The sequence below is a fragment of the Pseudomonas sp. E6002 genome (genome assembly GCF_013385565.1).
Lineage (GTDB): Bacteria > Pseudomonadota > Gammaproteobacteria > Pseudomonadales > Pseudomonadaceae > Aquipseudomonas.
This window is the reverse complement of sequence record NZ_JACAPT010000006.1, coordinates 109,287-132,579: the sequence shown is the minus strand read 5'-3', so window position 1 is coordinate 132,579 and position 23,293 is coordinate 109,287. Positions and strand designations below refer to the sequence as shown.

23 protein-coding genes are annotated in these 23,293 nt (G+C 61.9%); 5 read left to right on the top strand and 18 right to left on the bottom strand.

Annotated elements, in window-relative coordinates:
• Positions 1-3: 3 nt before the first annotated feature.
• From HX815_RS05625 to HX815_RS05610, 4 genes are all read right to left on the bottom strand, one after another.
• Positions 4-1,017: a diguanylate cyclase gene (locus HX815_RS05625; protein WP_023659140.1), complete on the bottom strand. Its 1,014-nt coding sequence runs from the start codon at positions 1,015-1,017 to the stop codon at positions 4-6.
• A gap of 137 nt (positions 1,018-1,154) precedes the next feature.
• On the bottom strand, positions 1,155-3,074 hold the full coding sequence (locus tag HX815_RS05620; RefSeq protein WP_177008172.1) for an alkaline phosphatase D family protein: 1,920 nt from the start codon (positions 3,072-3,074) through the stop codon (positions 1,155-1,157).
• A 137-nt stretch (positions 3,075-3,211) separates the two neighbouring features.
• Entirely contained in the window at positions 3,212-3,457 is a 246-nt protein-coding gene (locus HX815_RS05615; protein WP_003210371.1) for a hypothetical protein, read from the bottom strand.
• The gene (locus HX815_RS05610) at positions 3,447-4,235 is read right to left on the bottom strand and encodes a VacJ family lipoprotein (RefSeq protein WP_003210369.1); all 789 of its coding nucleotides are present in this window, start codon (positions 4,233-4,235) and stop codon (positions 3,447-3,449) included. The genes HX815_RS05615 and HX815_RS05610 overlap by 11 nt, the downstream gene beginning before the upstream one ends.
• A gap of 164 nt (positions 4,236-4,399) precedes the next feature.
• Here HX815_RS05610 and HX815_RS05605 point away from each other — a divergent pair, with 164 nt between their 5' ends.
• Positions 4,400-5,110, top strand: coding sequence for a response regulator (locus tag HX815_RS05605; RefSeq protein ID WP_023659139.1), 711 nt, complete (start codon positions 4,400-4,402; stop codon positions 5,108-5,110).
• Positions 5,107-6,426, top strand: coding sequence for an ATP-binding protein (locus HX815_RS05600; RefSeq protein ID WP_102368174.1), 1,320 nt, complete (start codon positions 5,107-5,109; stop codon positions 6,424-6,426). Before HX815_RS05605 ends, HX815_RS05600 begins: the two co-directional genes overlap by 4 nt.
• A gap of 360 nt (positions 6,427-6,786) precedes the next feature.
• Here the strand turns inward: HX815_RS05600 and HX815_RS05595 are convergent, their stop codons facing one another.
• From HX815_RS05595 to HX815_RS05580, 4 genes are all read right to left on the bottom strand, one after another.
• On the bottom strand, positions 6,787-9,015 hold the full coding sequence (locus HX815_RS05595) for an ATP-binding protein (protein WP_177027923.1): 2,229 nt from the start codon (positions 9,013-9,015) through the stop codon (positions 6,787-6,789).
• Entirely contained in the window at positions 9,012-9,626 is a 615-nt protein-coding gene (locus tag HX815_RS05590) for a biliverdin-producing heme oxygenase (RefSeq protein ID WP_177008168.1), read from the bottom strand. The genes HX815_RS05595 and HX815_RS05590 overlap by 4 nt, the downstream gene beginning before the upstream one ends.
• Before the next feature lie 101 nt (positions 9,627-9,727).
• A complete protein-coding gene (locus HX815_RS05585) occupies positions 9,728-10,105 on the bottom strand; it encodes a response regulator (RefSeq protein WP_003210361.1) in 378 nt (125 codons plus the stop codon).
• 142 nt (positions 10,106-10,247) lie between these two features.
• Positions 10,248-10,967, bottom strand: a complete 720-nt coding sequence (locus HX815_RS05580; RefSeq protein WP_102368176.1) for an SDR family oxidoreductase — start codon at positions 10,965-10,967, stop codon at positions 10,248-10,250.
• An 85-nt stretch (positions 10,968-11,052) separates the two neighbouring features.
• Between HX815_RS05580 and HX815_RS05575 the strand changes: the two genes are divergently transcribed.
• Both HX815_RS05575 and HX815_RS05570 read left to right on the top strand, forming a co-directional pair.
• The gene (locus HX815_RS05575) at positions 11,053-11,613 is read left to right on the top strand and encodes a GNAT family N-acetyltransferase (protein WP_371135983.1); all 561 of its coding nucleotides are present in this window, start codon (positions 11,053-11,055) and stop codon (positions 11,611-11,613) included.
• A 27-nt stretch (positions 11,614-11,640) separates the two neighbouring features.
• On the top strand, positions 11,641-12,024 hold the full coding sequence (locus tag HX815_RS05570; RefSeq protein WP_177027922.1) for a cytochrome c family protein: 384 nt from the start codon (positions 11,641-11,643) through the stop codon (positions 12,022-12,024).
• A gap of 1 nt (position 12,025) precedes the next feature.
• On the opposite strand, the gene HX815_RS05565 is transcribed toward HX815_RS05570, so the two are convergent.
• Positions 12,026-12,946 (bottom strand): AraC family transcriptional regulator, encoded by a 921-nt coding sequence (locus tag HX815_RS05565; protein ID WP_003210353.1) that lies wholly within the window; start codon positions 12,944-12,946, stop codon positions 12,026-12,028.
• 97 nt (positions 12,947-13,043) lie between these two features.
• Between HX815_RS05565 and HX815_RS05560 the strand changes: the two genes are divergently transcribed.
• The gene (locus tag HX815_RS05560; protein ID WP_177021389.1) at positions 13,044-14,009 is read left to right on the top strand and encodes an oxidoreductase; all 966 of its coding nucleotides are present in this window, start codon (positions 13,044-13,046) and stop codon (positions 14,007-14,009) included.
• Positions 14,010-14,048: 39 nt separating this feature from the next.
• On the opposite strand, the gene phnX is transcribed toward HX815_RS05560, so the two are convergent.
• The 9 genes from phnX to HX815_RS05515 all read right to left on the bottom strand — a co-directional run bounded on the left by phnX (position 14,049) and on the right by HX815_RS05515 (position 23,201).
• The gene (gene phnX, locus HX815_RS05555) at positions 14,049-14,876 is read right to left on the bottom strand and encodes a phosphonoacetaldehyde hydrolase (protein WP_177021390.1); all 828 of its coding nucleotides are present in this window, start codon (positions 14,874-14,876) and stop codon (positions 14,049-14,051) included.
• Positions 14,877-14,964: 88 nt separating this feature from the next.
• The gene (locus HX815_RS05550; protein ID WP_102368178.1) at positions 14,965-15,837 is read right to left on the bottom strand and encodes a LysR substrate-binding domain-containing protein; all 873 of its coding nucleotides are present in this window, start codon (positions 15,835-15,837) and stop codon (positions 14,965-14,967) included.
• Between the two features lie 36 nt (positions 15,838-15,873).
• Positions 15,874-17,169 (bottom strand): MFS transporter, encoded by a 1,296-nt coding sequence (locus HX815_RS05545; RefSeq protein WP_003210345.1) that lies wholly within the window; start codon positions 17,167-17,169, stop codon positions 15,874-15,876.
• A gap of 93 nt (positions 17,170-17,262) precedes the next feature.
• On the bottom strand, positions 17,263-18,354 hold the full coding sequence (psrA, locus tag HX815_RS05540; RefSeq protein ID WP_003210343.1) for an iron-containing alcohol dehydrogenase PsrA: 1,092 nt from the start codon (positions 18,352-18,354) through the stop codon (positions 17,263-17,265).
• Positions 18,355-18,480: 126 nt separating this feature from the next.
• Positions 18,481-20,499, bottom strand: coding sequence for an LTA synthase family protein (locus tag HX815_RS05535; RefSeq protein WP_177027921.1), 2,019 nt, complete (start codon positions 20,497-20,499; stop codon positions 18,481-18,483).
• Positions 20,499-21,098, bottom strand: a complete 600-nt coding sequence (locus HX815_RS05530; RefSeq protein ID WP_177027920.1) for a hypothetical protein — start codon at positions 21,096-21,098, stop codon at positions 20,499-20,501. Before HX815_RS05530 ends, HX815_RS05535 begins: the two co-directional genes overlap by 1 nt.
• Positions 21,098-22,366 (bottom strand): exo-alpha-sialidase, encoded by a 1,269-nt coding sequence (locus HX815_RS05525; protein WP_102368182.1) that lies wholly within the window; start codon positions 22,364-22,366, stop codon positions 21,098-21,100. Before HX815_RS05525 ends, HX815_RS05530 begins: the two co-directional genes overlap by 1 nt.
• A 23-nt stretch (positions 22,367-22,389) precedes the next feature.
• Positions 22,390-22,935: a cytochrome b/b6 domain-containing protein gene (locus tag HX815_RS05520; protein ID WP_177027919.1), complete on the bottom strand. Its 546-nt coding sequence runs from the start codon at positions 22,933-22,935 to the stop codon at positions 22,390-22,392.
• On the bottom strand, positions 22,935-23,201 hold the full coding sequence (locus HX815_RS05515; protein ID WP_003210334.1) for a PepSY domain-containing protein: 267 nt from the start codon (positions 23,199-23,201) through the stop codon (positions 22,935-22,937). The genes HX815_RS05520 and HX815_RS05515 overlap by 1 nt, the downstream gene beginning before the upstream one ends.
• Between the last annotated feature and the right edge of the window lie 92 nt (positions 23,202-23,293).

Below are 23,293 nucleotides of genomic sequence, written 5' to 3'. Positions count from 1 at the left end.
GTTTCACGAAGAAACCGTGTCCTTGCCCGCCGCCTTGGAGCGATACAACGCCTGATCGGCCCTGGCCATCAGGCAGGCGGGTGACTCATCGTTGCGTCGCTCTACCACGCCGAGGCTCAACGTCACTTTGAAGCTGCCCACGGCGGGCAAGTCCTTGAGCGCACAGCGCATCCGCTCGGCCAATTCCCGCGCGGTCTCCAACGTGCTTTTGGGCACGATGACCATGAATTCATCGCCGCCCCAGCGGGCCAGCAAGTCGCCGTGGCGAATGCAGGCCTCCAGGCATTCCACCACGCGCACCAGGGTTTCATCGCCTACGGCATGGCCGTGCTGATCGTTGATGGGCTTGAAGTCGTCAATGTCCATGGCGATCAGCGACAGCGGCAGGCGAAACCGTTGGGCGCGAGCGCACTCTTCCAGCAGGACGCGTTCAAGGCGGTAACGATTGGCCACGCGAGTCAAGGCGTCGCGTTCGGCCAGGGAGCGATTCTCGTCCAGTTGCAACTGCAGTTGTTGATTGACCCGCGACAGCTCGCGGGTGCGCTCGGCCACCAGGGCTTCAAGGGATTGATTGCGGCGCTCCAGCTGTTCGATCGACTGTTTGCGCGCCTGGATACTGCGGTGGGCGCCGACCATGCGTGCCACCGAGCCGTCGTCGTTACGTGCGATCACGTAGCCGCGGTCTTCGATCCACAGGTAGGAGCCGTCTTTCTTGCGGCAGCGGTATTCGGCTTGATAGTGAGTGGTGCGGCGGTTGATGTAGTTATCAAACAGCACCATCACTTGAGGATAGTCATCGGGATGAATCACGTTTTCCCAGGTGAATACGCTGTTTTCCAGGGAGTGATGGGCATAGCCGAGCATTTCGTACCAGCCGGGGTTGCGGTAGACGAACCCGGTGTTGGCGTTCCAGTCCCAGATCCCGTCGCTGACCAGCTCCATGATGGCATGCAGCATGTCGGCGTTAAGGTCGCAAAAGTCCTTCCTTGACGGTTCGCTGCCGGATGTATCGTCCATTGCGCACTCCCTGCGTGGACTGGCTCCTGGGGCCAGCCAAAATTGATGCCGATACTCCGTGGCTGGCGGTACTGTACAACGGCGCCTTGGCGCTTAGAAGGGGGTCTTTGGTCTAGTGAGAGTGTGGCTAAAAGCCACTACTTGCTTGGGTTCAGCTTCTGATCAGGCGCCGCCATCCTGGTCCTGGGCGCCCCATTGGCATTGTGCTGATAAATCGCCTCAGGCTGCCCCTGCCGGTTAAAAAACACCTGCCCGATCCCGGCAGAATTCCAGAGCCGTTCGCCCGCTTCAGCGTGTTCCGGAATGTGCGGCACTACCTGCATGAGTCGGCGACGGGTGAACCAGTTCAGCGGTGAGCGCGGTGAGTAGAGCCATCGATTGAGACGGTCGAACCATTCCAGCAAGCGCGGCGGGAATTCGTTCTTGATGCCGCTGCTGGTGATCTGCCAGATTTTTGGACCGGCATTGCGGTGGCGAATCAGCACTTCATAGACGAACGAGTAGTGCACGTCTCCCGAGAGGATCACGTAGTTGCCCGGTGTGCGGGAGTGACGAAAGATGTTGAGGATCACCTGTGCTGCGCCGCGGTGGGCCATCCAGTTTTCCGCGTCCACCAGCAGCGGGTAGCCGCACCAGCTGAAGGCCTTCTGCACGGTTTCGATCAGTTTGACGCCGAAGATCGGCGCCGGTGAAACGATGATCGCGCAAGGGTGATCCAGCAGCTCCTGTTGCAGTTCGCTCAGTGCTTCCCAGTCCAGCAGGCCGGAGGGTTGCTTGAGGTTGAACTCGCTGCGCCAGCGCCGGGTACGGGTGTCGAGCACTACCAGTGCGGGGGTGGTGGGCAGCACGTAATGCCATTGCTGGAACTTCAGCAGGTCATCCACCAGCTCATCTTGAGCGTCAGGCTGCAGGTAGTTGTCGTGGGCCTGTGTGGTGAGCGCCAGGGTTTTGCCGATCACCGTATCGAACGCATCCGGGTTATTGCCCCAGCCCTGGCACAGCATGTAGGCCAGCAGTGCGTTGCCGATGATGCGCTTGGAGAACGGATGCCCGTAGGCGGTTTCTTCCCATTGGGCGCTGAGGTTCCAGTCGTCGGTGATGTCGTGATCATCGAAGATCATCAGGCAGGAGAGGTGGGCGAACACCCTGGCCACGCCACCCAGGCCGTCACGGAACGTGTCGATCTGCACTTGCTCGTGCCCATAGCGTACGTGCCCTTCGGCGCGCAGTTGCGGCGCTTGCGGTGTGATCAGCTGCCACGGTACGGGCGACCACGCCAGCAGGTACATCGCCATGACTTCGGCAAAAGTCACCAAGTGGTTGTCGGCGCTGCTGCTGGTGAAAATAGGCTTCTTCACCCCGCCAAAAAAACGCTCGCGCAGGGTCTCGTTGCTCTTCAGGGCGGGCAACAGGTCGGCTCGATGGTAGTAGCTGGCGGCATGCTCATAAAGCGCGGCGCTGTTGTCGACGACGGCACCGTCGAGGTGTTCGTCGAACAGGCCGAGGCGCGTGATCAGCGCATGAATGGCCCGCAGCATCGGCCCCGCGACATCGTCGGCGTAGACCTGGTCGCCACTCATCATCAACAAGGCCGGGCGTTCCTCCAGGGTGTTCGATTCGGCCAGCAGCCGGTCGACACACAGCAAACCGTCGGCTGCGCTGTGATGGGGCTTGCGGCAGGAACCGTGGACCAATTGGTGGATGCGGCTGTGCAGGACGAAATGCGGGCCTTGTGCGCCCGGGTAGAGCAGGTGCGGCGCCCATTCGGCGATACCGGCACGGTTTACCAGCAGGTCGTAGCCGATGCTCACGTCCTGGGGCAGGGCTTCCGCCAGCGGTACGTCGATCAGATGGATAAAGGCCTGGCGCCCGACGGGCACCACCTTGCATTGGCTGGCGTCCAACTCGATATCGAGCGCCGCGCCTTGGGCGACTTGCAGCCTCAGGGTCAATGCCAGGGGACGACTTCCCACCAGCCACATCACCAGGCGCCGCGGTTCCAGGCGTCGCAGCAACGGGCCGGCGAGTACAGCGGGAAGTGTGTCGGGGTGAGGCATCAAGGCAACGGCTCTGGGCAAGGTTGGGCCGAAAAGGTAACGCATTGAATGTCAGCGTTTTGTTAAGGCGCGATACCCGGGCGAGCCGCAAATTACCCGGCGCCCACTGGCCCGGGCTATAAACCTTTCATCTCAAATCATGACTGCGTGGCGCAGGTCTCGCCTTCGGCAATCATCCAGCGCAGCACTTCGGCCAGGGCCACACTGTGCTGGCGCTCGACCCAGCGCACACCCTGCGGGCTGTACCGTTCGACATAGCGGCTCAGCACCAGGCGGCCCTGCTCCGACGACAGGCTCAGGCGAGTCTCCCGGCAGAGCAGCGCGCTGGTCCCGCGTTTACGAACCTGACGTTGCAGGACCAGTGAGCTTGATTCAGAAATCATCGCCGGCTCCCTGTGCACAATTATCGGCCTGAGGCGACGTCGCCCCCTGCTTGCCCTCCAGCACAAAGGCCGCGCGGTGTTCGGCCACCACGTTACGCAAGGCACTGTAGTAGTCCGGCAGCTTTTGCAGGCTGTCGGTCAGCGGCAGCAACGAGGCGCGCGTGTCCACTGTGCCACCCACCAGGCTGATGGTGCCCAGGGTTTGCACGGTATCGCTGTCGCCCAGCGGCGCCACCAGGAAGTTCAGGACCTTGCCCGCCGCATCGCGGCTGTTGCCGGTGCCCAGCAACGGCAGTTCGACAATCGGCCCGTTGCCAATCCCCCACACGCCAAAGGTCTGGCCGAAATCGGCGGTGTGGCGAGGGATGCCCAGCGGGTCCGAGACATCAATCAAGCCGACGATCCCCACGGTGGTGTTCACCGCAAAACGTCCCAGGGTGTTGATCGAACGCCGTGGGTTGCCTTGCAGCAGGTCGTTGATGAAGACCTTGGGCTCGCTGAAGTTGCTGGCGAAGTTATGCACACCCTGCTGGAAAAACTCCGGCATGTATCGGTAGCCTCGGGCTACAGGCGCCAGGGCGTAGTCATCCACCGCGCGGTTGAAGGCGAACACGCCCCGGTTGACTGGTTCGGCGGGGTCATACACCGGGTAGGAAACCTGTGCGCAGCGTGTGGTACTCGTTACGTTGGCCGGGCTCGCGCAGCCTGTGAGGTAAGACACAGTCAGCAACAACACCGCCTGGCGAGCCAGGTGCTGGGGATACGTCAGCGAGCGCATGGGGTCAGTCTCCGGGAAAAGGAAGCCGATGCTGGCAGCCGCAGCTTGCGCAAAGATGTCTGCTTTATTGCGCCGTTGACGCTTTATTGCACGATTGAAATATATGACGGGCCGCGTCGAATGGTTTTAGATGGCGCATCGACAAGACCAAGTGATGCCCATCGGTGAGCCATCTTTTAATCGTGGACGATGACCTCGAGGTCCTCGCCCTGCTGAAGAAATTCTTCCTGCAACATGGCTACACGGTCGAGACCGCCGCCAATGGCGCCGAGCTGTGGGCGGCCATGGAGCGTACACCTGCCGACCTGATCATCCTCGACCTGATGCTGCCGGGGGATAACGGCCTGTTGCTGTGCCAGCGCCTGCGCCAGCAATACGCAACACCGGTGATCATGCTGACCGCCATGGGCGAACTGAGTGATCGCGTGGTGGGCCTGGAAATGGGCGCCGATGATTACCTGAGCAAACCTTTCGATGCCCGTGAATTACTTGCCCGGGTGCGCGCCGTACTGCGTCGGGCGGGTGAAAACCGGCCGACGTTGGGGGATGTGTCGCGCCCGCTGATTCGTTTCGCCGGCTGGCAACTGGACCTGACGCGCCGTGAGTTGCGCTCGCCGGACCAGGTGATGATCCCGTTGTCGTCCGGGGAGTTCGACCTGCTGCTGGTGTTCGTCGAACACCCGCAGCGCGTGCTCACCCGCGAGCAATTGCTGAACCTGGCGCGGGGCCATAGCCACGACGCCTTCGACCGCAGCATCGACGTGCAGGTCAGCCGCCTGCGACGCAAGCTGGAGTTCGACACCAAGCGCCCGGCGATGATTCGTACCGTGCGCAACGGTGGTTACCAGTTCACCGTCGCGGTGACCCGCTCATGAGCCGCTTCAAACCTCGGGACACCGTGGCCCGCTGGATTGCCCTGACCATCCTGATTGCGATGCTCACAGCGCTGGCCTTCAATGCGCTGTTTGTGCAACTGGCTGGCGTTTGGGCCAGGCCGCCGTTGGGTGAAACCGGCCTGTTGGAGAAGGTCGCGGTGATCGTGCGGATGATCGAAGCGGCAGAGCCGTCCCAGCGCGCGCAACTGACTCGGGCAGTGGCCGATGACAGCTTCAATGTGAGTTGGTCGGCCACCCGCACAGGCATTGATGTGCCGGTTCTGGAAGACCCGGGGTTTCACTCCGACCAGGTGTTCAAGCAGCTGCTCAAGGGGCCGGAGCGGCGAATGGAAGCCTACGAACCGTCCGACTGGCCTGGCCCCGGCGGGCGCTATGCGCTGGTGGTGCAACTGGTGGATGAATCCTGGCTGATGTTCAGCGCGCCGTCGCGCAGTTGGGGCCTGGCGGAAGGCCCGCGAAGCCTGATCGTGCTGATGCTGGTACTGATTTCCACCGCGCTGGTCACGCTGATCGCCACCCGGCGCCTGGCCCGGCCGCTGCAGTATTTCGCCCAGGGTGTGCGACGTTTCGGCGCCGACTTTCGTGCGCCGCCTATCGAGCCGGTCGGCCCCCAGGAAATCCGCCAGGCGATTCTCGCGTTCAACGGCATGCAGGCGCAGTTGCAGCACTTCATCCAGGACCGCACCCAGATGCTCGCCGCGATTTCCCATGACCTGCGTGCGCCGCTGACCCGCCTGCGCCTGCGGGGGGAATTCATCGAAGATGCCGACCAGCAGCACCGCCTGTTCCGGGATGTCGACGAGATGCAGGCGATGATCAACACCGCGCTGGAATTCTTTCGCGACGATGCGCGTCTGGAACAGGCTACCCAACTTGACCTCGCTGAGTTGCTGCAAACGTTGATTGACGATTACCGCGACCAGTCCATCGACATCACCTTCAATGGCCCGCCACGGCTGGTGTATTTCGGTCGCCCGCTGGGGCTCAAGCGAGTGATGACCAACCTGATGGACAATGCGATCCACTACGGGCGGGCGCCGGAAATCGAACTGCAACAGAGTCCGGGCGTGGTGACGATACGGGTACTGGACCGTGGCCCGGGCATCCCGCAGGAGCAGCATGAGCAGGTGTTCCTGCCGTTCTTTCGGCTGGAAGGCTCACGCAATAAAAGTACCGGCGGGGTCGGTTTGGGCCTTTCCACGGCACGGGCGATTGTCCTGGAACACGGTGGAACGCTGACGTTGGAGAATCGCCCGTGTGGCGGGTTGGCCGCCGTGGTGGTGTTGCCGGTTTAGGAAGGCTTAAACCCTCACGGCAAATTGCCTTTTCCCAGATCAGTCAGATTACCGCTATTCGACTGAAAACTTTGCTGGTTGGAACTGCTACGCGAGGGCTCATCGTTTGGTTTGGGGGCCGGCTGAACAGGTTGGACGGGTTGAGTGGCTTGAGGCGAATGAGTGGGCCCATTGAAGGATTGGATATGGAAAGCGCTGCCAATGATTGGAAAGGACATAGATGTTGGCTCTCATTAGAAAGGACGTGAAGTGTGCGCATTCACCTCCCTTTGAGTGCGTCCTGATCAGTGGCCCTGGCCCGGTCCGGCGTTCCGGGCCTTTGGGTTTCCATATGCTTCGCCGTCTCGATGAGGCGCCGTTTCAAGCCGGCTTGGGCACCGTAAACCGAAATTCGCTGCCTCGCCCCAACTCACTCTCAGCCTCGATCCGCCCGCCGTGGGCCTGCACGATGCCTTGGGTGATGTACAAGCCCAGGCCGCTGCCGGTGGGATTGTTTTCGGTTTGCGTCCAGTAGCGATCAAACACGTGAGGCAACTGATCAGGGGCGATCCCTTCGCCGGAGTCACGTACCGAAAACACGATCTCTTCGCCATTGCTCAACGCACTGATGCCGATATTGCCCTGGCGCGGGGTGAACTTGATGGCGTTGCCGATCAGGTTCGACAGCACCTGGAACAACCGTTCCGGGTCGGCATGGATTTGCAGCCCGGGTTCGGCATTGAAGGACAGGTCGATGCCCTTTTCCATCGCCAGGGGCGCGAGCAGTGAATAGGCCTCCTCGAACATCTGGCTCACGTCCAGGGCCACCGGCTTGACGGTGTAGCGCCCGGCTTCGATCTTCGAGGTGTCGAGCAAATCTTCCAGCAGCACATTCATGCGCCCGGCGGCTTGTTGCATGGTATCGATGGCCGAGGAAATCCGTCGCGAGGTGTGTGGGCCATCGGAACTGAAGGCCTTTTGCATCATGCCGCAGAGCATCGAGATCACCGTCATCGGGTTGCGCAGGTCGTGGGAAACCACCGCCACCAGTTCATCCCGGGCGCGCACCGCCTGTTGTTCACGCAGCACCTGGCGGGCCAGGTCATTTTCCAGGGCCGAGCGGCGCAGGTCGTTGGCGGCGAAGCGGTCACCGTGGCTCCATTTGGTGGAAATGCCGGCCATCTCCACCTTCCAGATTTCAAACGAGGTGCGTGGGCGAAGGTGCAGGCCCGCGTCGGTGCTTTCCAGGTCCAGGGGTTTGTTCGGGTCGCCGCTCCAGTTGATGTTTTCCTTCACTTCGGGACGAAACCACAACACGCCGTTGTCCACCGGCTTGGGCAAGCTCATGGCCAGCACGCCACTGGCTACGTGCTGGTATTCAGCCGCCGGCGGGTAAACCGAGGCCAGGTTATGGCTGGCAAACACCGGCTGCCCGGCCTCTTGCAGCCACTTGTGCAGGGCGCGAATCTGCGCAGGTTCCGGGCAATTGCCGTAACGGTGCAGTTGCTTGTCTTCGATGATTGCCACACCGCCTGCGAGGGTCAGGTCCATCAGCAATTGCGGACGCTGCGCCAGGCCATCGAAGACGTTTGCGGGCGAGGCCTGCATGGCCTGGCTGAGCAAGGCCAGGGCCTCGACTTTTTCTTCGCGCTGGCGGCTTAGGTCCAGGGCCTCCATGGCGCTGATCTGCAACGACAGCACCTGGCCGATAGTCTGGCACGCGGTGCGCAAATCATTGGGCACCAGCAGCGGCTGGCGGTTGCCGCAACTGATCAGGCCCCAGAGTTTGTCGCCGGCCATCAGGGAGATGCTCATGGACGACAGCACCCCCATGTTTTTCATGTACTGGCAGTGAATCGGCGACACGCTGCGCAGGGTGGCGAAGCTCAGGTCCAGGGGCTGGCCGGTGTCCGGGCGTAACCTGGGCACCAGCGGCACTGCCTCGTAATCGGCATTGGGGATGATCCGCAGCCAATTGGTGCGGTACAGCTCCCGGGCTTGTTCGGGGATGTCAGACGCCGGGAAGAACAGGCCGTTGAACAATTCCATCGACGGGGCGGACGCTTCGGCGATCACCTGGCCGTGGCCTTCCTCTTCGAAACGATAAATCAGCACCCGGTCGTAGCCGGTCATGGCCTGGATTTCGTTGACGCTGATTTCATACAAGGCTTGCAGGGTTTTCGCCGCCTGCAGGCGTTGCAGCATCTTGCCCAGGTTGCTGGTCCGGCCATTGAGTGCCCGCGGCTGGAAGTCCTTGAGCCGTGGTTCGAACTCCAGCACCAGTACATCCTGATGGCGGTGCAGCAAGCCTTCGAACTCGGCGCCGTTGAGGGTCATGTGCAGCGGTGCGGCGTCGAAAAAGCTGTTTTGCGTGACCATGGCCCGGACGGCTTCGGCATGTTCAATGCCGATCAATGTGTGCAGCGGCTGGCCCAGCAAGGATTCCGGCGAGTGTTTGAACAGTTCGGCTACGTTGGCGCTGACCTGCACGATATGCAGGTCCGGCTCGGACAGGGTCAGCAGCGCACCGTGGGGCTGGATGGCCCCCGGGAAGCGGATGGGTTCGTCTGCACAGTTGGCAAGCAACTCTTCAAAATCTTCGGGTTTCATAGCAGTACCTCCTGGCTGTCGAGCCATTGCTCAAAGCAGCTGAATGTCGAGCGGGCCGCGTTCACGGCGCGCAGTTTGGCGTGCGCATCGAGGGGCACATGGCTCAGGTAGTCGAGAAAGTCTTTCCAGCGCCGACCGGTTTCAGCGCCGTACACGTTGAGAAACGCGCCGCCGTTGTCGGCATCCAGTCCCAGGCGCTGGGCCATTTCCCGGCGCAGGATCTGCCCGCCCAGGGTGGCGCCTTCCAACACATACAGCGCGCCCAGGCAGGCGGCCGGCGTGTCGAGGAGCGGTAGCGACATGCAATGGGGAAGGGCGGCGATGGCTCGGGCGTCCAGGCCCAGGGCGTGAAGATCCGTCAGCAGGGTGGGAGTTTTGCGACGCAGCACCTGATCAAACCCCACTGGGATCAAGCCGCTGTCGTTCAGCGTCGTTTCCAGAGGGTTGTAGAACCCGTAATAGGCCTGGAGCAGGCGTTTATACCGAGTGTGATCCAGCTGCGGGGAGAAAAACGGCAAGCGCTTTTCCAGGGCGACGTGCAGTAAAGCGGTACCCGAGCGCAGGGCTTCAAGTACAGGGGGCGCACCAACGTCATGGGCCTGTGAATGCATTCAGTAAACTCGAACTGGGGGCCTGCTGGCCATGTAAGGTTGCTTAATAACTGACCGCAGGAGTCGCCGTGAAGTTCGCCTTGGCTGATATCGCGATGCTATCAGTGCATGGGCGAACCCTGCACCAGGGCCGACTGCACGCAGTCGATCAGGCGCTTGGTGGTCCATGGCTTGGGCAGGAACCGCACGGTGCTGCCCAACTGCGAGGCCATTGCGGTGTTGCCCGAGGTCAGCACCACCGGCAGCGTCGGCCAGCGATGGGCGACCACCTTGCTCAAGTCGTAGCCATTGAGCAGGCCGGGCATCTGGATATCGCTGACAATCAAGTCTACCGGATCACTGGCTCGTTCAAGAAAAATCATCCCTTCGTCTGCGGACGGGAACGAGGTCACCACCGCGCCGAAATCCTCCAGTACATCTACCATCAACGAGCGAATGATTTCGTCGTCTTCCAGCACCAATATCGATGGCTGAGCCATGATCCTTACTCCACCATCCGGGTTAAGTAAGGTGGAGTGGGGCGCCGTCGATTAGGTTCGATTGGATGTTTTTTTTGCGATGGGTGGTCATTTGGTTGTCTTTGAATTGCGTCAGGGCAGGGCGCTCCACTGGCGAAACCTGCTAGAAGCGTTCATCCAGCAGCGCCGGCAACGTCAGCTCCTTGACGAAACTGGCGCCGGACAGGCTCAAGACCATACGCACCACCTGCACCACGTCATGCACCGGAATCAATTGGCCCTCACCGCGCTGTTCGGCCTGGGTGCGTGAGGTGCTCAAGGAATCTTCGGTATTCAGATAGCCCAGGTTCAGGCAAGTGACACCCAGGCGTTGCTGGCGATAGCCTTCACGCAGCGCATCGGCGATGCCGCGCAAGGCGAATTTCGAGGCGCCGAACGCCACTTCGGGCCGGCCGCTCTGGGGCAGTCCCGAGGTCGAGCCTGTGAGGATGATGCGCGGCTGTGGGCTCTTCAATAACACCGGCAGCAGCCGCTTGATCAACAACAGCGGTGCGGTGATGTTGCAACTGACGATGGCTTCCAGTTGCGTGTCCTCGTCGGTGAGATAGCTGTACGCCGGATCAAACGCCCGCGCCTCCCAGATGCCCAGGTTATAGATCAGTGTGTCCAGCCCGCCTGCCTCCACCGCCTGCTCGATGACGTGCGCCGCTTGGCCAGGCACGCCAAGGTCTGCTTCCACCCAGCGCACCTCGGCGCCAGTGCTGCACGTCAAGGGATCAGGGCGACTGCGGGACACCCCGATCAGCGTATCCCCAACCCCGCCCAGCCCTTCCATCAAGGCCCTGCCCAATCCTTTGCTTGCACCGACCACCATGGTTTTCATCGCTTGTCTCCTGAACCGCTGTGCCGAGAGGAGCGGGCATGCAAGCAGAGTGGTGGGGTGATATCAATTGAGTGGCTGTTTCCAGATGTTAATCTCAGGTGTTTCAACGATCCCGGGTTGCCTCATGCTCACTGTTATCCGACTTGCCGCCGCACCCGACGCAGTGTGTTTACCTGCAATAGAGCGCAGTGCGGCCCAGTCCTTTCGTGCGATCGAATCCTTGAGCTGGCTGGCCGATGCCGAGGTCATGAGTGTTGAACGTCATCTGCAGTTGATCGCGTGGGGTACGTGTTGGGTGGCGGTGGATGCTGCTGGCCAGGCCCAGGGTTTTCTCAGCGCACAGATGTTTGATGACGACCTGCACATCCATGAACTGTCGGTGGCGCAGGTCATGCAGGGCCGTGGCGCAGGGCGGCAATTGCTTGAGGCCGTGATGAATGAGGCTCGCTCGCGCCGGTTGCGGGCAGTCACCTTGACCACATTTTGCGACGTGCCCTGGAACAGCCCGTTTTATCAGCGGCTGGGATTTGAGCAAGCACATTCGCTGGCGCCGGATCATCGTTTGGCAGAGGCTCTGCGTGAGGAGTATCGTCACGGTTTTGCGCCGGGCAGTCGCTGTGCCATGTCATGGCAAGTCCCCAGCTGAACCGGCACAACGGATGGAAAGTTACCCATGAAGTACGTCGTATTATTCAGCCTCGCCCTGATTGCCGGTCTCGTCAGCCTGCCGGCAGCGGCGGCGGGAGACGCCGAAGCCGGTGGAAAGTTATTCAGCAAAACCTGCGGCGGTTGCCATAGCGTCGGCGAAAATGCCCGGGGCGGTTTCGGGCCGCAGCTCAACGGCATCATTGGCCGCCCGGCCGGCACGACCACTGATTACCAGTATTCAGATGCGATGAAGAATTCAGGCGTGGTCTGGACGCGGGACAAGCTGGCCGTCTACATCGAGGCACCGAAAAAGGTCGTGAGCGGCACCCGGATGATTTTCTGGGGGATCAGCGACCAGGAGAAGATCGATAACCTGCTGGCGTACCTTGCGACGTTCCAGGCGCAGTAATTCACATTGATTGACGGCACGCGTCCCGATAATGCCTCGGGGCCTTTCCTGTCACTCGCTTGAAGGCGTTGCTGAACGCACTTTCAGAACCGTACCCCAACGACTGCGCTAACACGCCCACTGACAGATTCCCCTCGCGCAACGCTCGTTGCGCAAGGCGCATGCGCCACTCGGTCAGGTACGCCAACGGTGGTACCCCGGCAACGCTCTTGAAGTAGTGCGAAAAGGTGGTGCGCGACATCGCAGCCGCCGTAGCCAGGTCTTCCAGTGTCCAGGCACGCCCCGGCTCGCTGTGTATCAAGCGCAGCGCGGGGGCCAGGCGCTTGTCGCTGACCGTGCGCAGCCAGCCTTCGGGTAATACGCCCGAGGTCTCGACATAGGCCCGCAGGATCTGGATAAACATCAACTGCGCCAGTTGCGCCGACGCCAAGCTTGCCCCGAGCAAATTGGCTTGCCCCTCATGTGCCAACTGGCCGAGTAGCCATTGCACGATTGTCGCTTGCGGCGACGTGGCCCGCACGTGGATCAGGGGCGGCAGCGCGTTGGCCAGCAGGCCGCCACTCTCCGGGTCCAGTTGCACGTAGCCGCCGATTTGCACACAGCCCTGGCCGTCACCGATTTGCGGGAAGCGGCCGGCGTCAGCGAATAATTGCCGCGCTTCCAAAGGCGCGACCGACACATCGCCTGCAAGCACAAACGAGCGTTGCGCACACAGCAGGAACACATCGCCCGCCTCAATCAACACCGGCGCCAGTTCGCCATCCATCCACAACCAGCACTGCCCCTTCACCACCCCGAAAAACTTGATCTTGTCCGGCGCGGGAAAACGCAGGGCCCAGGCGCCGCCCGCGCTGAAGCCGCCGGTCATCACCGATTGGGCATTCACGAACGTGAGAATCTCGGAAAACGGGTCGCTGGGCATATTCGTACTTTTACGCATGTAAATGGGATAATCGAGTATTCAGAGTACGGCTTTCGAGGGGTAGCGTGTTAACCACACGTCCAATGGAGACTCTGTCATGCCCACAGTACAAAAACCGATCCACAGCGGCTATGGAGCAGCAACCACCGTCGCCGAAGTCATCCGGGGCGTCGATCTCTCGGGCAAGGTGGCGATTGTCACGGGCGGCTACTCCGGCATTGGCCTGGTCACCGCCCGTACCCTGGCTGCCGCGGGCGCCCGCGTGATCGTCCCGGCCCGTGACCTGGCCAAGGCACGCGCCGCACTCAAACCTTACCCACAGCTGCAACTTGAACCCCTGGACTTGATGGACGCCCAGTCCATCGAACAGTTTGCCGTGCGCTTTCTGGCGACAGGCTGCCCGCTGCACCTGCTGATCAATAACGCGGGCATCATGGCGCCGCCGCTGAGCCGCAATGCCCAGGGCTACGAATCTCAGTTTGCGACCAACCATCTCGGGCATTTCCTGCTTACCCAGCGCCTGTGGCCGGCCTTGCAGCGCGCCGAAGGTGCACGGGTGGTGACGCTGTCCTCACGGGGGCATGTGCACGGCGCCGTCGACTTTGACGACTGGAATTTCGAGCGCCAGGCCTACGATCCATGGAGGGCCTACGGTCAGTCCAAGACTGCCAATGCGCTGTTCGCCGTGCATCTGGATACGCTCGGTGCGGCGAGTGGGGTAAGGGCTTTTGCGGTGCATCCCGGTGGAATCATTACCGATCTGGTGCGGCACATGAAGCCTGAAGTCTTGCAGGCATCAGGCTATGTCGACGAGCACGGGAAACCGGTGATCGACCCTGAGCGGAACATGAAAACCCCGGAGCAAGGCGCGGCCACCAGTGTGTGGTGCGCGGTGAGTGGGCAGTTGGCGGGAATGGGCGGGGTCTATTGCGAGAACTGTGATGTGGCGGCGGCAGTGAGTGCGGAATCGGAAGAGCAGTTGGGTGTCAGGCCGTGGGCGGTGGATACCGGGTTGGCGCAGCGGCTGTGGATACTTAGCGAGCAGCTTGTCGCAGGGCGATAGGCCGCAGTGTGGGGTCAGCTCACTGACCCCATCGGCCCATCAAGAACCCTGCGGCGTTTCTCCGCGCGCCAAACGCGCATTGATATCGTCGATCACCGCCGGCAGTTCGACGATGGTGTCGATCAGGTAATGCGGCCGCGAGCCCTCGAATATCTGTGTAATGCGCGCACGCTCCAGCGCCAGCTCAGCAGCAGGCAGCGCCTTGTATTGCTCGTAGGTCAAACCCAGTGCGTTGCCGGAACAGGTCAACGCCACCGTCCACATGCCGGCGCTACGGCCTTCCAGGATCCCCGGCCAGGTGTCGTCGACCTTTACGCACGCGGCCACATCGCTGACCCCCAGGGCAATCACGTTGGCCAGTGCCTGCGCCGGATGCGGGCGCCCGTTGGGCACTTCGTCGGTCGCCACCACATGGTCGGCGACGTAGCCGTTCTGTCGCGCCAGCTCGACCACCTTGGCCATCACCACCGCCGGGTACCCGGAGCAGGAGCCAATCTTCAAGCCCTGCCCGCGCAAGGTGTTGATCGCCTCAAGGGCGCCGGGAATGACCGCCGAATGCAGCGCGATTTTCTCGATCTGCAACGGCATGAAGCGCTCATACAGTGCGGTGACATCCTCGTCAGTCGGCAAGCGATCAAATACCGCCCGATAACGCTCGGCAATCTGTGGCAGGTTGCACAAGGTGCGGATGTGATCCCACTTGCCCATGCCCATCGGGCCGCGGGCTTCCTCCAGGGAAACGGCGACGCCGAACTCGCCGAACGCCTCGACAAAAATCTGCGTGGGGGCGAAGGAACCGAAGTCGACGACGGTGCCGGCCCAGTCCAGGACCACGGCTTGCAGCTTGGAAGGTTGTTGGTAGTGCATGGCAAGTCTCCATTTTCAGGTGTGAGCAGGCCGTCCCTCTCTCAAAGAAGAGGTAAGCGCCTGGTGAGGGTTTAAACGGTCAAGACGATCAGGTGGCCGGGATCGGGCTGGCCTCGAATAGCTCGGCGATCATCGGTCGGTTGCGGCGGATGCCCAGGCAACACAAGTGGTAGTCGATGAAAAACGGATGGTCGACGAAGGTGATCGGCGTGGTGCCCGGGGTTTCGGCGTATTCCACGGCAGACACAAAGCCGATGCCGATGCCCTTGGTGATCGCGTGCACAATGGCTTCGCGACTGTTCAGCTGCATCACGCAGTTCACGGCGATGCCCTGGCGCTTGCAGCTTTCTTCCACCAGTTGCCGGGTGCGTGAGCTTTTCTCGCGCATCACCCACTTTTCGCGGCTGATCTGTTCCACGTGCACCTCTTTCTGCCGGGCCCACGGGTGGTCATCGCGCACCACCGCAATAATCGGATAGCGCCGGTACAGCTGGGTATCAAAGCGCTGGTCGAACTCCGAAAGGGCCAGGATCGCCACGTCGATATCGAAGTTGAAGAGCCGGTCCAGGGTTTCCTTTTCCGGGGAAAACGAGGTTTCCAGTTCGATGTCCGGGTGGCGCTGCATCAGCTCGTAGGTCAGGTTCATCGCGATCGGCGGCGACACCGCGCCCAGGCGCAGCAGTCCGGTCTTGCGCTGCTTGAAACTCTGCAACAGTTGCATGGCTTCATCCTCCTGGCCGAACAGCCCCTGGGTGATCCCGTAAAGGGTGTGCCCGGCGGCACTCATCTCGATAAACCGCCCGCGACGGTGGAACAGCTCCACCGAGAACTGCTTCTCCAGCCCGTTGACCTGCTCGCTGACCGTCGGCTGGCCGACGCTCAGGTATTCGGCGGCGAGGGTGAAACTGCCGGTCTTCGCCACCGCATGAAACGAGCGCAGCCACTTGTGGTACTGGTACATAACGAGTCCTGTTCCTGAGGTCCGCCGGGCCGGTCATCAACGTCGGATAAACAACGCCACCGCTGCGCTGCACAGGCAGGCCGAGGTCACGACGATGAAGATCAGCGAGGTATTGCCGGTACTGTCGAGCATACTGCCGATCAGCGGTTCCGCCAGGCCGGCGAACAGATAGGATGAGAAATTCATCACGCCCGTGGCCGTACCCGCACGCTTGGCGCCGACCAGGTCCGGGCACAGCGCCCAGAAACTCGACGCCGGGCCATACACGAAGAACCCGCAGAGGAACAACGCTACCAGGCCGATTGCGCTGTGGGGCGGCAAACTCCACATCCACAGGCTGGTGGCGGCGCCGAGGAACATGTAGAGCATGATCGCCAGGTAGCGTTTGGAGCCGAACAGCTTGTCCGAGACCCAGCCGTTGCTCAGGGCGCCGATGGCCATGCCCACCGGCAGGGCCACGGTGATCCACTTGGGGTCGATCATGCTGTCGCCGCTTTTCCAGTTGGCCCCGAGGAAGTGCACCGGCACCCAGACGATCAGGCCGTAGCGGGCGGCGTTCTGGAAACCCAGGGAGATCGCGGCGATGATCAGCCGCGGATTTTTCAGCACCGCCTTGTAGCGCTGCGCCGAGGATTCGACTTCGCCGTGGGCCACTTCATGATTCTTGTCTTCGGCATTCGCCACGCCAGTATCGGCCAGGGGCTCGAAGCCCATGTCTTGAGGCCGCTCGCGGGCCACCAGGTAGAAAATGATGCCGCCCGCCAACATCAACAGCACCGGCAGGCGGAAGATCCAGCGCCATTCCAGTTGGAACACTTCCAGCACCACGATGGAGGTGACGTACGACAGGACCGAGGCGCACCCGGCCGCGAACACATAAAAGCCATACACCTTGCCGCGCTCGCCGGCGCTCCACCAATTGGAAATCAGCCGGCTGCCGGGTGCCCAGCCGAGGGCCTGGAAGTAACCGTTGATGCCCCACGGCAGGATCAGCCCGGCAAAGCCGCTGGCGAAACTGGTGACCCAGTTGGCCGCGCAGGACAGCACCGCGCCCAGGGTCATGATGCGGCGGCCGCCGAACTTGTCGGCGAGGTTGCCGTTGATCGCCTGGCCAATCGCGTAGGCCCAAAGCATCGCCGCGGAGGCCCAGCCGAGGGTTTCCTTGGTCAGGCCGAACTCGGCCTGGATCCCGGGGATGGCAAAGCCGAAGGTCTGGCGGCCGGTGTAGAAAAACAGATAACAAAACATCGCCGCCAGCAGCATGCGCCACTGGGCTACGCGAAACGATGAGGTACGGACGGCAGGAACAGGCAGCACGTGTGCACGATTCATGATGTTTTCCTTATTGTTATTCGCCCCGGCGACCGCAGCCGCTGGGGGGCACTCTTGATAGGTGCAACAGGAAACGACCGAATTACGGTGAGTCTAGGCCGCTTGCGCGCCGATGAAATTCTTGCCGCGTGCGCCTTGCAGGGCGAAGCGGATCATCGCCTCGGCCTCGGTGGCATTCACGCCGTAGTCGGCAAATTCGGTCTTCACGTCCAGGCTGTGGAGGAAGTCGCGCAACTGCGCCTGGGCCTGCTGCAGGTCGGTGCCGAATACCCGTTGCAGAGTGCGGTCCCGCGCGGCGTCGTGCCCCCATGCCAGGCCCAGTACCAGCGGCAAAGTGAAGGAACAGGCGATGCCATGGGGCAGGCCGTGGTGCAGAGTCATCTCATAAGAGATGGAGTGGGCGAGGGCGGTCTTGGTGTTGGAAAAAGCCAGGCCGGCTTTCAGCGCCGCCAAGGCCATGCGCGAGCGCAATTCCTGGTTGCCGAGGTCACGCCGCAAGCGCGGCAGGCATTCCAGGATGTCTTCGATGGCGGAGATGGCGAAGGTGTCCGAGACCGGGTTGGCGTTGACGTTCCAGATCGATTCCAGCGCATGGGACAAGGCATCCAGCCCGGTGGACACCGTGACCCCGGCCGGCACCGTCAGCATCAACTGCGGGTCGATGATCGCCACTGTCGGCCAGGTGCAGTCCAGGTGCAGCGAATACTTCTTGAGGCTGGCGGAGTCCCAGATCGTCGCCCATGGCGTGACTTCGCTGCCGGTGCCGGCGGTGGTCGGTGCGGCAATCAACAGCTTGTGGCGGGCCGGCGCGAAAGGTTTACCGGTGGCCAGCAACGCCAGCAGCTCGTCGAAATCCCCGGAATCTGTGCCGACGATCAAGGCCTTTGCCGTATCAATTGCACTGCCACCGCCGACGGCGACCACCACCTGGCAGTCACCGGCCTGCAGCCAGAAACGCTCGTAGGTGTCGCGCAGTTGGGCCACGTCAGGGTTGGGCTGTACGTCTTCGATGACGTACACCAGGCGTTCGCCCAGCAGGGCCTGGATGCGGTCTACCAAACCGAGCCCGCGGGCTTCGGGAAAGGTCACGAGGGCGACGCTCTGGCCTTCGGTAAGAGCGGCGAGTTCTTGCAGGCAGCCCCAGCCGAAGCGGGTGTCTACCGGGTTGTGGAAGCGGGCAGTCATGGCGGGTTCCTGGTTTTTGTTATTGGAAGTGCCGCCATAGTCGGGGAGGGTGAGGTGGACCTCAAATCGATAGATTGTGGGGATGGATTGGCTGGGCCGATAGTACAGCCCGACCGTCAGGTGACTTCAGCGCACGTTCCGGAACAACATCAATCGCGCACTCTCATGCAGGCCACGGGTCAGCCCCTGCAACCGCTCAAACTCCTCGGGATACTGCTGAGCCACATTGTCCCTCGGCGTTTGCGACGCCAGGTCATGCAGGGTCGGCGAGCTGCCGTCGTGCTCCATTTGCAGCAGGAAGTCCTTGGTCACGCCGCCGATCAGCGGGAACGTGCCCTCGCGCAATACCAGCGGCACCACGCGCTCGCCTTCCGGCGCAGGTTGCTGGATATCCCGGCCCATCGCGCCATTGCGGAACGGTATGCCCGCCATGCCGGCCACGGTCGGCAGCAGGTCCGCCAGGCCGACGGCTTCTTCGATCACCCGGGGTTGCAGGCCGGGCGCGTGGATCATCATCGGCACGTTGTTGCTTTCCAGCCCAAGCTGCTCGAATGCCGGCGCCATGTGCGGAATCTGGCTGATTCGGGTGTTGTGGTCGCCGAAAAACACGAAGATGGTGTTGTCGTAGTAACCGCCAGCCTTGGCGATTTCCATCAGGCGGCCGATGTTGAAGTCCAGCAGGCGCACGGCGTTGTACTGCTCGACGCTGCGGCTGCCTGCGGCCTGGACTTGTTCCACGGTGAGGTCATGCACCTTGAAGCCATCGTTGGTCTTGGGGATGGTAAACGGTCGGTGGTTGCCGGAGGTTTGCAGGTAGGCGAAGAACGGTTGGTCCTTGGGGATGGCCCGCAGCAGTTCGTCGCCTTCCTTGAACAGGTCCAGATCCGAAACGCCCCACACGTCCACCCGTGGCGAGCGCCAGTGGCTTTCGTCATACAGCTTCACCCCGTCGATGCTCTGGCGGATCAAGGCGTTGATATTCGCCCAGCCGGCATTGCCGCCGATCATGTAGAGCTTCTGGTAGTCCTCGAACGCATTGATCAAGGTGTGTTGCCGGGTGATCAGCGGGTTGCGGGTTGCCGTCTCCTGGCGGGTAACGTCGGGCACGCCGGTGATGCTCGCCCACACGGTTTTGGCGGTGCCGGTGACGGGCACGTAGAAGTGTTTGAAGAACCAGCTTTCCTTCGCCAGCTTGTCGAGGTTCGGCGTGGGGTTCAACGGGTTGCCATAGGCGCCCACGGCGCTGGTGCCGAGGGACTCGAGCATCACGAAGATCACGTTCGGCGGGCGCTCGCCCTTGAGCCGATAAGGCTGCACGGCTTGTTCACGGGCGAAGTTCAACTGCTCGGGGTCGGGCTGGCTGACCCCCAGATAATTCGCGACTTGCGGGTAATGCTCTCGTACCCGCGCCTCATCGAATTGCGACTGGCCGACCTTGAGGGTGTCGTACAGAAACAGCACCGGGTTGAGGCCCACGGCGGCGATCTGGTTGTTGCCGGAAAAGAACGCGTCGCTCCAGCGCAGGGGCACCGGGTTTTCGATATTGAGGTTGGCGACGCGGCCGAGCAGGGCCAGCAATACCGCGATCACGCCGACGGTGGCCACGGATGCGATGGCCAACTTGCCAATGGGTTTGCGTTCGCCATCCAGGGTGATGCGTTCAAGGCGAACCAGGGCGTAGGTCCATAGGCCGACGGCGGCAAGCCAGCTCAAGGTTATCCACAGCACCGGGTAGGTTTCCCACACCATCTGTTGTGAAATCTGCGCGTCTTCCAGGTAACGCAGCACCGTGGCGTTGATGCGCACACCGAGGTAGGCGTAGTGGCCGAAATCGATGATGTACACCAGCCCGACGATGGCCAGCGCCAGCAGTAGATAACCCCGTGCCAGCCAGCGCAGGGCGGGGACAGTCACCAGGTTCCAGCGTGGCAGCCAGGCGAGCAGTGCCAGGGGCAACAGGATCAGCACCGCCAGGCGCAGGTCGAAACGCAGGCCGATGCCCACGGTTTCCAGCAGTGCGGGGTCCCTTAGGTCGACCCCGGAAAATCCCCATACAAACACCAGCCGCAGTGCCGCCAGCAACGCAAATACCAAACCGATCGCGCCCACGCCGTAGCGCAGGCGGCGCGAGTGCAACCATCCCATCATTGACCTCTGTGCAATTTTAAAAGAGGGCGCCAGGCAGCCATCGCCAGCATCCACAACCCGGCCACCAGGCAGTAGCCCGTCAGCAGTGGGTCGATCAGATAGTCCCAGTAGTTTTCCGAGGCCTTGAGCCGCAGCGCGAACGCCAGGGTGCCCGCCGCGAGCATCCACACCGCCAGCGTACTACGCAGCCAGAGCATCAACAGTGCTGCCACGCCTATCAGCACGATCATCGGCCGAGGGTTGAAACCCCAGCGGTAGGGGTCGAAATACGTCAGGCCCATCGTCGCCGGGTACAGCACCAGGCTCAGGGCGCCAAACAGCAACAGCACCTGGACCTTCTGCGGGCGCTGGAGCGGCTGCACCACGCCCAACCGGCACAGGCTGACCCACACCAACAACACCAGGGTGCTGATGGCCAGGTCATCGGTGAAGCTGCGCACATACGCCGCCAACGGCAGTTCGTTGACCGGGATAAAACTCACCACCACCAACACCGGCAGCAGCCAGGGGCGCCAGGGTGTTGTGACGCGCAACAGGCTGAGCAGCACAAAACCCAACAGCACAAAACTCAAATGCGCTTGCCATACAGAAACCATCACAGGCGCTCCGACAGCCAGGCTTCGTTGAAGCTGACATGTTTGATAAAGGTGTTATTCCACGAGTACACCAGGTGGTACATGCCGTCCGGGCTGCGGCTGAAGTACGGGTACTCGTATTCGAAATCGCAGCCACGGGGCTTGCACACCCGGTAGTCCAGGTTGCTGAGGAAGCGTTGTTCCAGCGGCAGGCGCAGGGCGCCGCTGGAGGCGCGGAAGCCTTCGCCGATGATTTCCTTGTAGGCCTCGGGGGAGAACGGTTGGCCCAAGGGGTCGGGGGATTGATCCAGTTCCACCACGGTGCGCCACTGATTGAGCTTGGCATCGGTGCCGTACAGGCTGAGCTTGAAGCGGCCGTCCTGCAGGTCGTTGAGGGCTACCAGCAAACCGTCGCCTTCAGTGCTGACGGCTGCCAGCGAGGAATTGGGATTGGACGGTTCCAATGGGTAAGGCTCGCTCCAGGTTTGGCCGGCGTCTTCGGTGCGGCTGGCGAGGACTCGGTGATGGGTTTCGCCGGCGTAACGCAGCATGGCGATGGCGCGTTGGCCGTCCTGCGGGACGATGGTCGGCTGCAGCGAGTTCTTCCCACGGCTGATACGGAATTTGTCGACCACCGCACCGTCGGGGCTCAAGTACAGGTACTCGGCGAATTTGCCCATGAACTCGTGGTACACCGGCAGGCCGATGGAACCGTCAGCGTGGAATACCGGTGCGGCGCGCACCAGCGTGCTGATATTGAAGAAAGGCGAGGTGATCAGTTGCCGAGGGGCCGACCAGTTCGTCCCCAGGTCATCCGAGACCATCACGTTGATCGCGCTGGTGGCCCAGCCGCCTACCGACACCGAAACGTAGAACATCCACAGGCGATTGTCCGGTGCCAGGGCGATCACCGGGTTGCCCAGCTTGCGGATGTAGCGGTGCGTGCCGTCGCGCGTGCTTTCGCGGGTGGCCAATACTTGCTCCGGCCCCCACTCGGCACTTTTCGCGTCAAAGCGCGCGGTGCGCACCTGCACATCGGCGGCGCCCTCGCGGGACCCGGCAAACCACACGGCCATCAGGTCGCCGCCGGGCAGGGCGGTGACCGAGGAGGAATGCACAAAGTCATTGAGCTGCGAGGAGACAAAGCGGCTGCTGTATTGCGGGGCGGCCGCTGTTGGCGAGCTGTCCTTGGGGCCTTGGGCAAACGGCGCCAATACGTGGGGCGGATGGCTTTGCCAGGCAGCGAAAAACACCACCAGCAGACTGCAGATCATTAAAAGCGGGCGCATAGAGAACCTGTCGGGAAAAAGGATTACTGCGCACGGTCATCCGGCAGGCGCCTCCTGCGGCCGGTGAGCATGGATAACGGCAGGTTGTCCCGCACCTGGATACTTTCAAACAACGCCGCCAGCACATGCACGCTTACCAGGCCGGCCAGTACATTGGCGGCAGTTTCGTGCAACAGCAGCGGCCAATCGGCGCCCCACAGGGCGTCGACTTCCTGCATCAAAAAGCCACTGGCACCGATAGCCAGCAGCGCCAGCAACATCAGAATCATCACCAGCGCGCCAATGGGCGAATGGCCCAGGCGGTGCTGCGGCCGGCGGTTGAGCAGTGAACGCACATGGCCCATGAGCCGTTCCGGTGTTGGCCAGAAGTCCGCCCAGCGCGCGCTGCGCGGACCGACAAATCCCCACACCAACCGCACCAGCAACCAGGCCATGGCGTAATAGCCCAGCCATACGTGCCAGTCGTCGCCTGCTTCGTTGAAGAAGTAATTGGCCACAAAGACGCCGGCGATGGAGAGGTGAAACACCCTCACCACCGGGTCCCAGAGGCGCAGGGAGGTGGCTGGCATCAGCCCTTGATCTCTGTCTTCACGGCCTTGCCGGTGACTGGATCGTGGTAGATCTCGACCTTGCGCTTGTCCTTGTCAAAGCCATAGATCTCGTAGCAGTTGCCGTCAGTAACCTTGAACTTGCTGATCTCGTAGCCCTGGGCCTTGAGTTGCTCCTGAAAGGCCTTCTGGTCCTGCCATTGCGAGCGCTCGGCAGTGGTGCATTGCGGGCCGGCGAAGGCCATGGGGCTGGCGATAATCAGCGACAGCAAGAGAATTTTGCGCATGGAAGCACTCTCAGCAGATGTGGGAGATTTCACTGTGCAAAACCAACCTTAGCGAAAGCTTAGTTGGCAACGGCCCGTAACATCTTTCCCGA

Bases quoted from the DNA above. Each gene is read 5' to 3' on its own strand.
- HX815_RS05625 (WP_023659140.1), bottom strand. From the start codon at position 1,017: ATGGACGATACATCCGGCAGCGAACCGTCAAGGAAGGACTTTTGCGAC.
- HX815_RS05620 (WP_177008172.1), bottom strand. From the start codon at position 3,074: ATGCCTCACCCCGACACACTTCCCGCTGTACTCGCCGGCCCGTTGCTG.
- HX815_RS05615 (WP_003210371.1), bottom strand. From the start codon at position 3,457: ATGATTTCTGAATCAAGCTCACTGGTCCTGCAACGTCAGGTTCGTAAA.
- HX815_RS05610 (WP_003210369.1), bottom strand. From the start codon at position 4,235: ATGCGCTCGCTGACGTATCCCCAGCACCTGGCTCGCCAGGCGGTGTTG.
- HX815_RS05600 (WP_102368174.1), top strand. From the start codon at position 5,107: ATGAGCCGCTTCAAACCTCGGGACACCGTGGCCCGCTGGATTGCCCTG.
- HX815_RS05595 (WP_177027923.1), bottom strand. From the start codon at position 9,015: ATGAAACCCGAAGATTTTGAAGAGTTGCTTGCCAACTGTGCAGACGAA.
- HX815_RS05590 (WP_177008168.1), bottom strand. From the start codon at position 9,626: ATGCATTCACAGGCCCATGACGTTGGTGCGCCCCCTGTACTTGAAGCC.
- HX815_RS05585 (WP_003210361.1), bottom strand. From the start codon at position 10,105: ATGGCTCAGCCATCGATATTGGTGCTGGAAGACGACGAAATCATTCGC.
- HX815_RS05580 (WP_102368176.1), bottom strand. From the start codon at position 10,967: ATGAAAACCATGGTGGTCGGTGCAAGCAAAGGATTGGGCAGGGCCTTG.
- HX815_RS05575 (WP_371135983.1), top strand. From the start codon at position 11,053: ATGTTAATCTCAGGTGTTTCAACGATCCCGGGTTGCCTCATGCTCACT.
- HX815_RS05570 (WP_177027922.1), top strand. From the start codon at position 11,641: ATGAAGTACGTCGTATTATTCAGCCTCGCCCTGATTGCCGGTCTCGTC.
- HX815_RS05565 (WP_003210353.1), bottom strand. From the start codon at position 12,946: ATGCCCAGCGACCCGTTTTCCGAGATTCTCACGTTCGTGAATGCCCAA.
- HX815_RS05560 (WP_177021389.1), top strand. From the start codon at position 13,044: ATGCCCACAGTACAAAAACCGATCCACAGCGGCTATGGAGCAGCAACC.
- phnX (WP_177021390.1), bottom strand. From the start codon at position 14,876: ATGCACTACCAACAACCTTCCAAGCTGCAAGCCGTGGTCCTGGACTGG.
- HX815_RS05550 (WP_102368178.1), bottom strand. From the start codon at position 15,837: ATGTACCAGTACCACAAGTGGCTGCGCTCGTTTCATGCGGTGGCGAAG.
- HX815_RS05545 (WP_003210345.1), bottom strand. From the start codon at position 17,169: ATGAATCGTGCACACGTGCTGCCTGTTCCTGCCGTCCGTACCTCATCG.
- psrA (WP_003210343.1), bottom strand. From the start codon at position 18,354: ATGACTGCCCGCTTCCACAACCCGGTAGACACCCGCTTCGGCTGGGGC.
- HX815_RS05535 (WP_177027921.1), bottom strand. From the start codon at position 20,499: ATGGGATGGTTGCACTCGCGCCGCCTGCGCTACGGCGTGGGCGCGATC.
- HX815_RS05530 (WP_177027920.1), bottom strand. From the start codon at position 21,098: ATGGTTTCTGTATGGCAAGCGCATTTGAGTTTTGTGCTGTTGGGTTTT.
- HX815_RS05525 (WP_102368182.1), bottom strand. From the start codon at position 22,366: ATGCGCCCGCTTTTAATGATCTGCAGTCTGCTGGTGGTGTTTTTCGCT.
- HX815_RS05520 (WP_177027919.1), bottom strand. From the start codon at position 22,935: ATGCCAGCCACCTCCCTGCGCCTCTGGGACCCGGTGGTGAGGGTGTTT.
- HX815_RS05515 (WP_003210334.1), bottom strand. From the start codon at position 23,201: ATGCGCAAAATTCTCTTGCTGTCGCTGATTATCGCCAGCCCCATGGCC.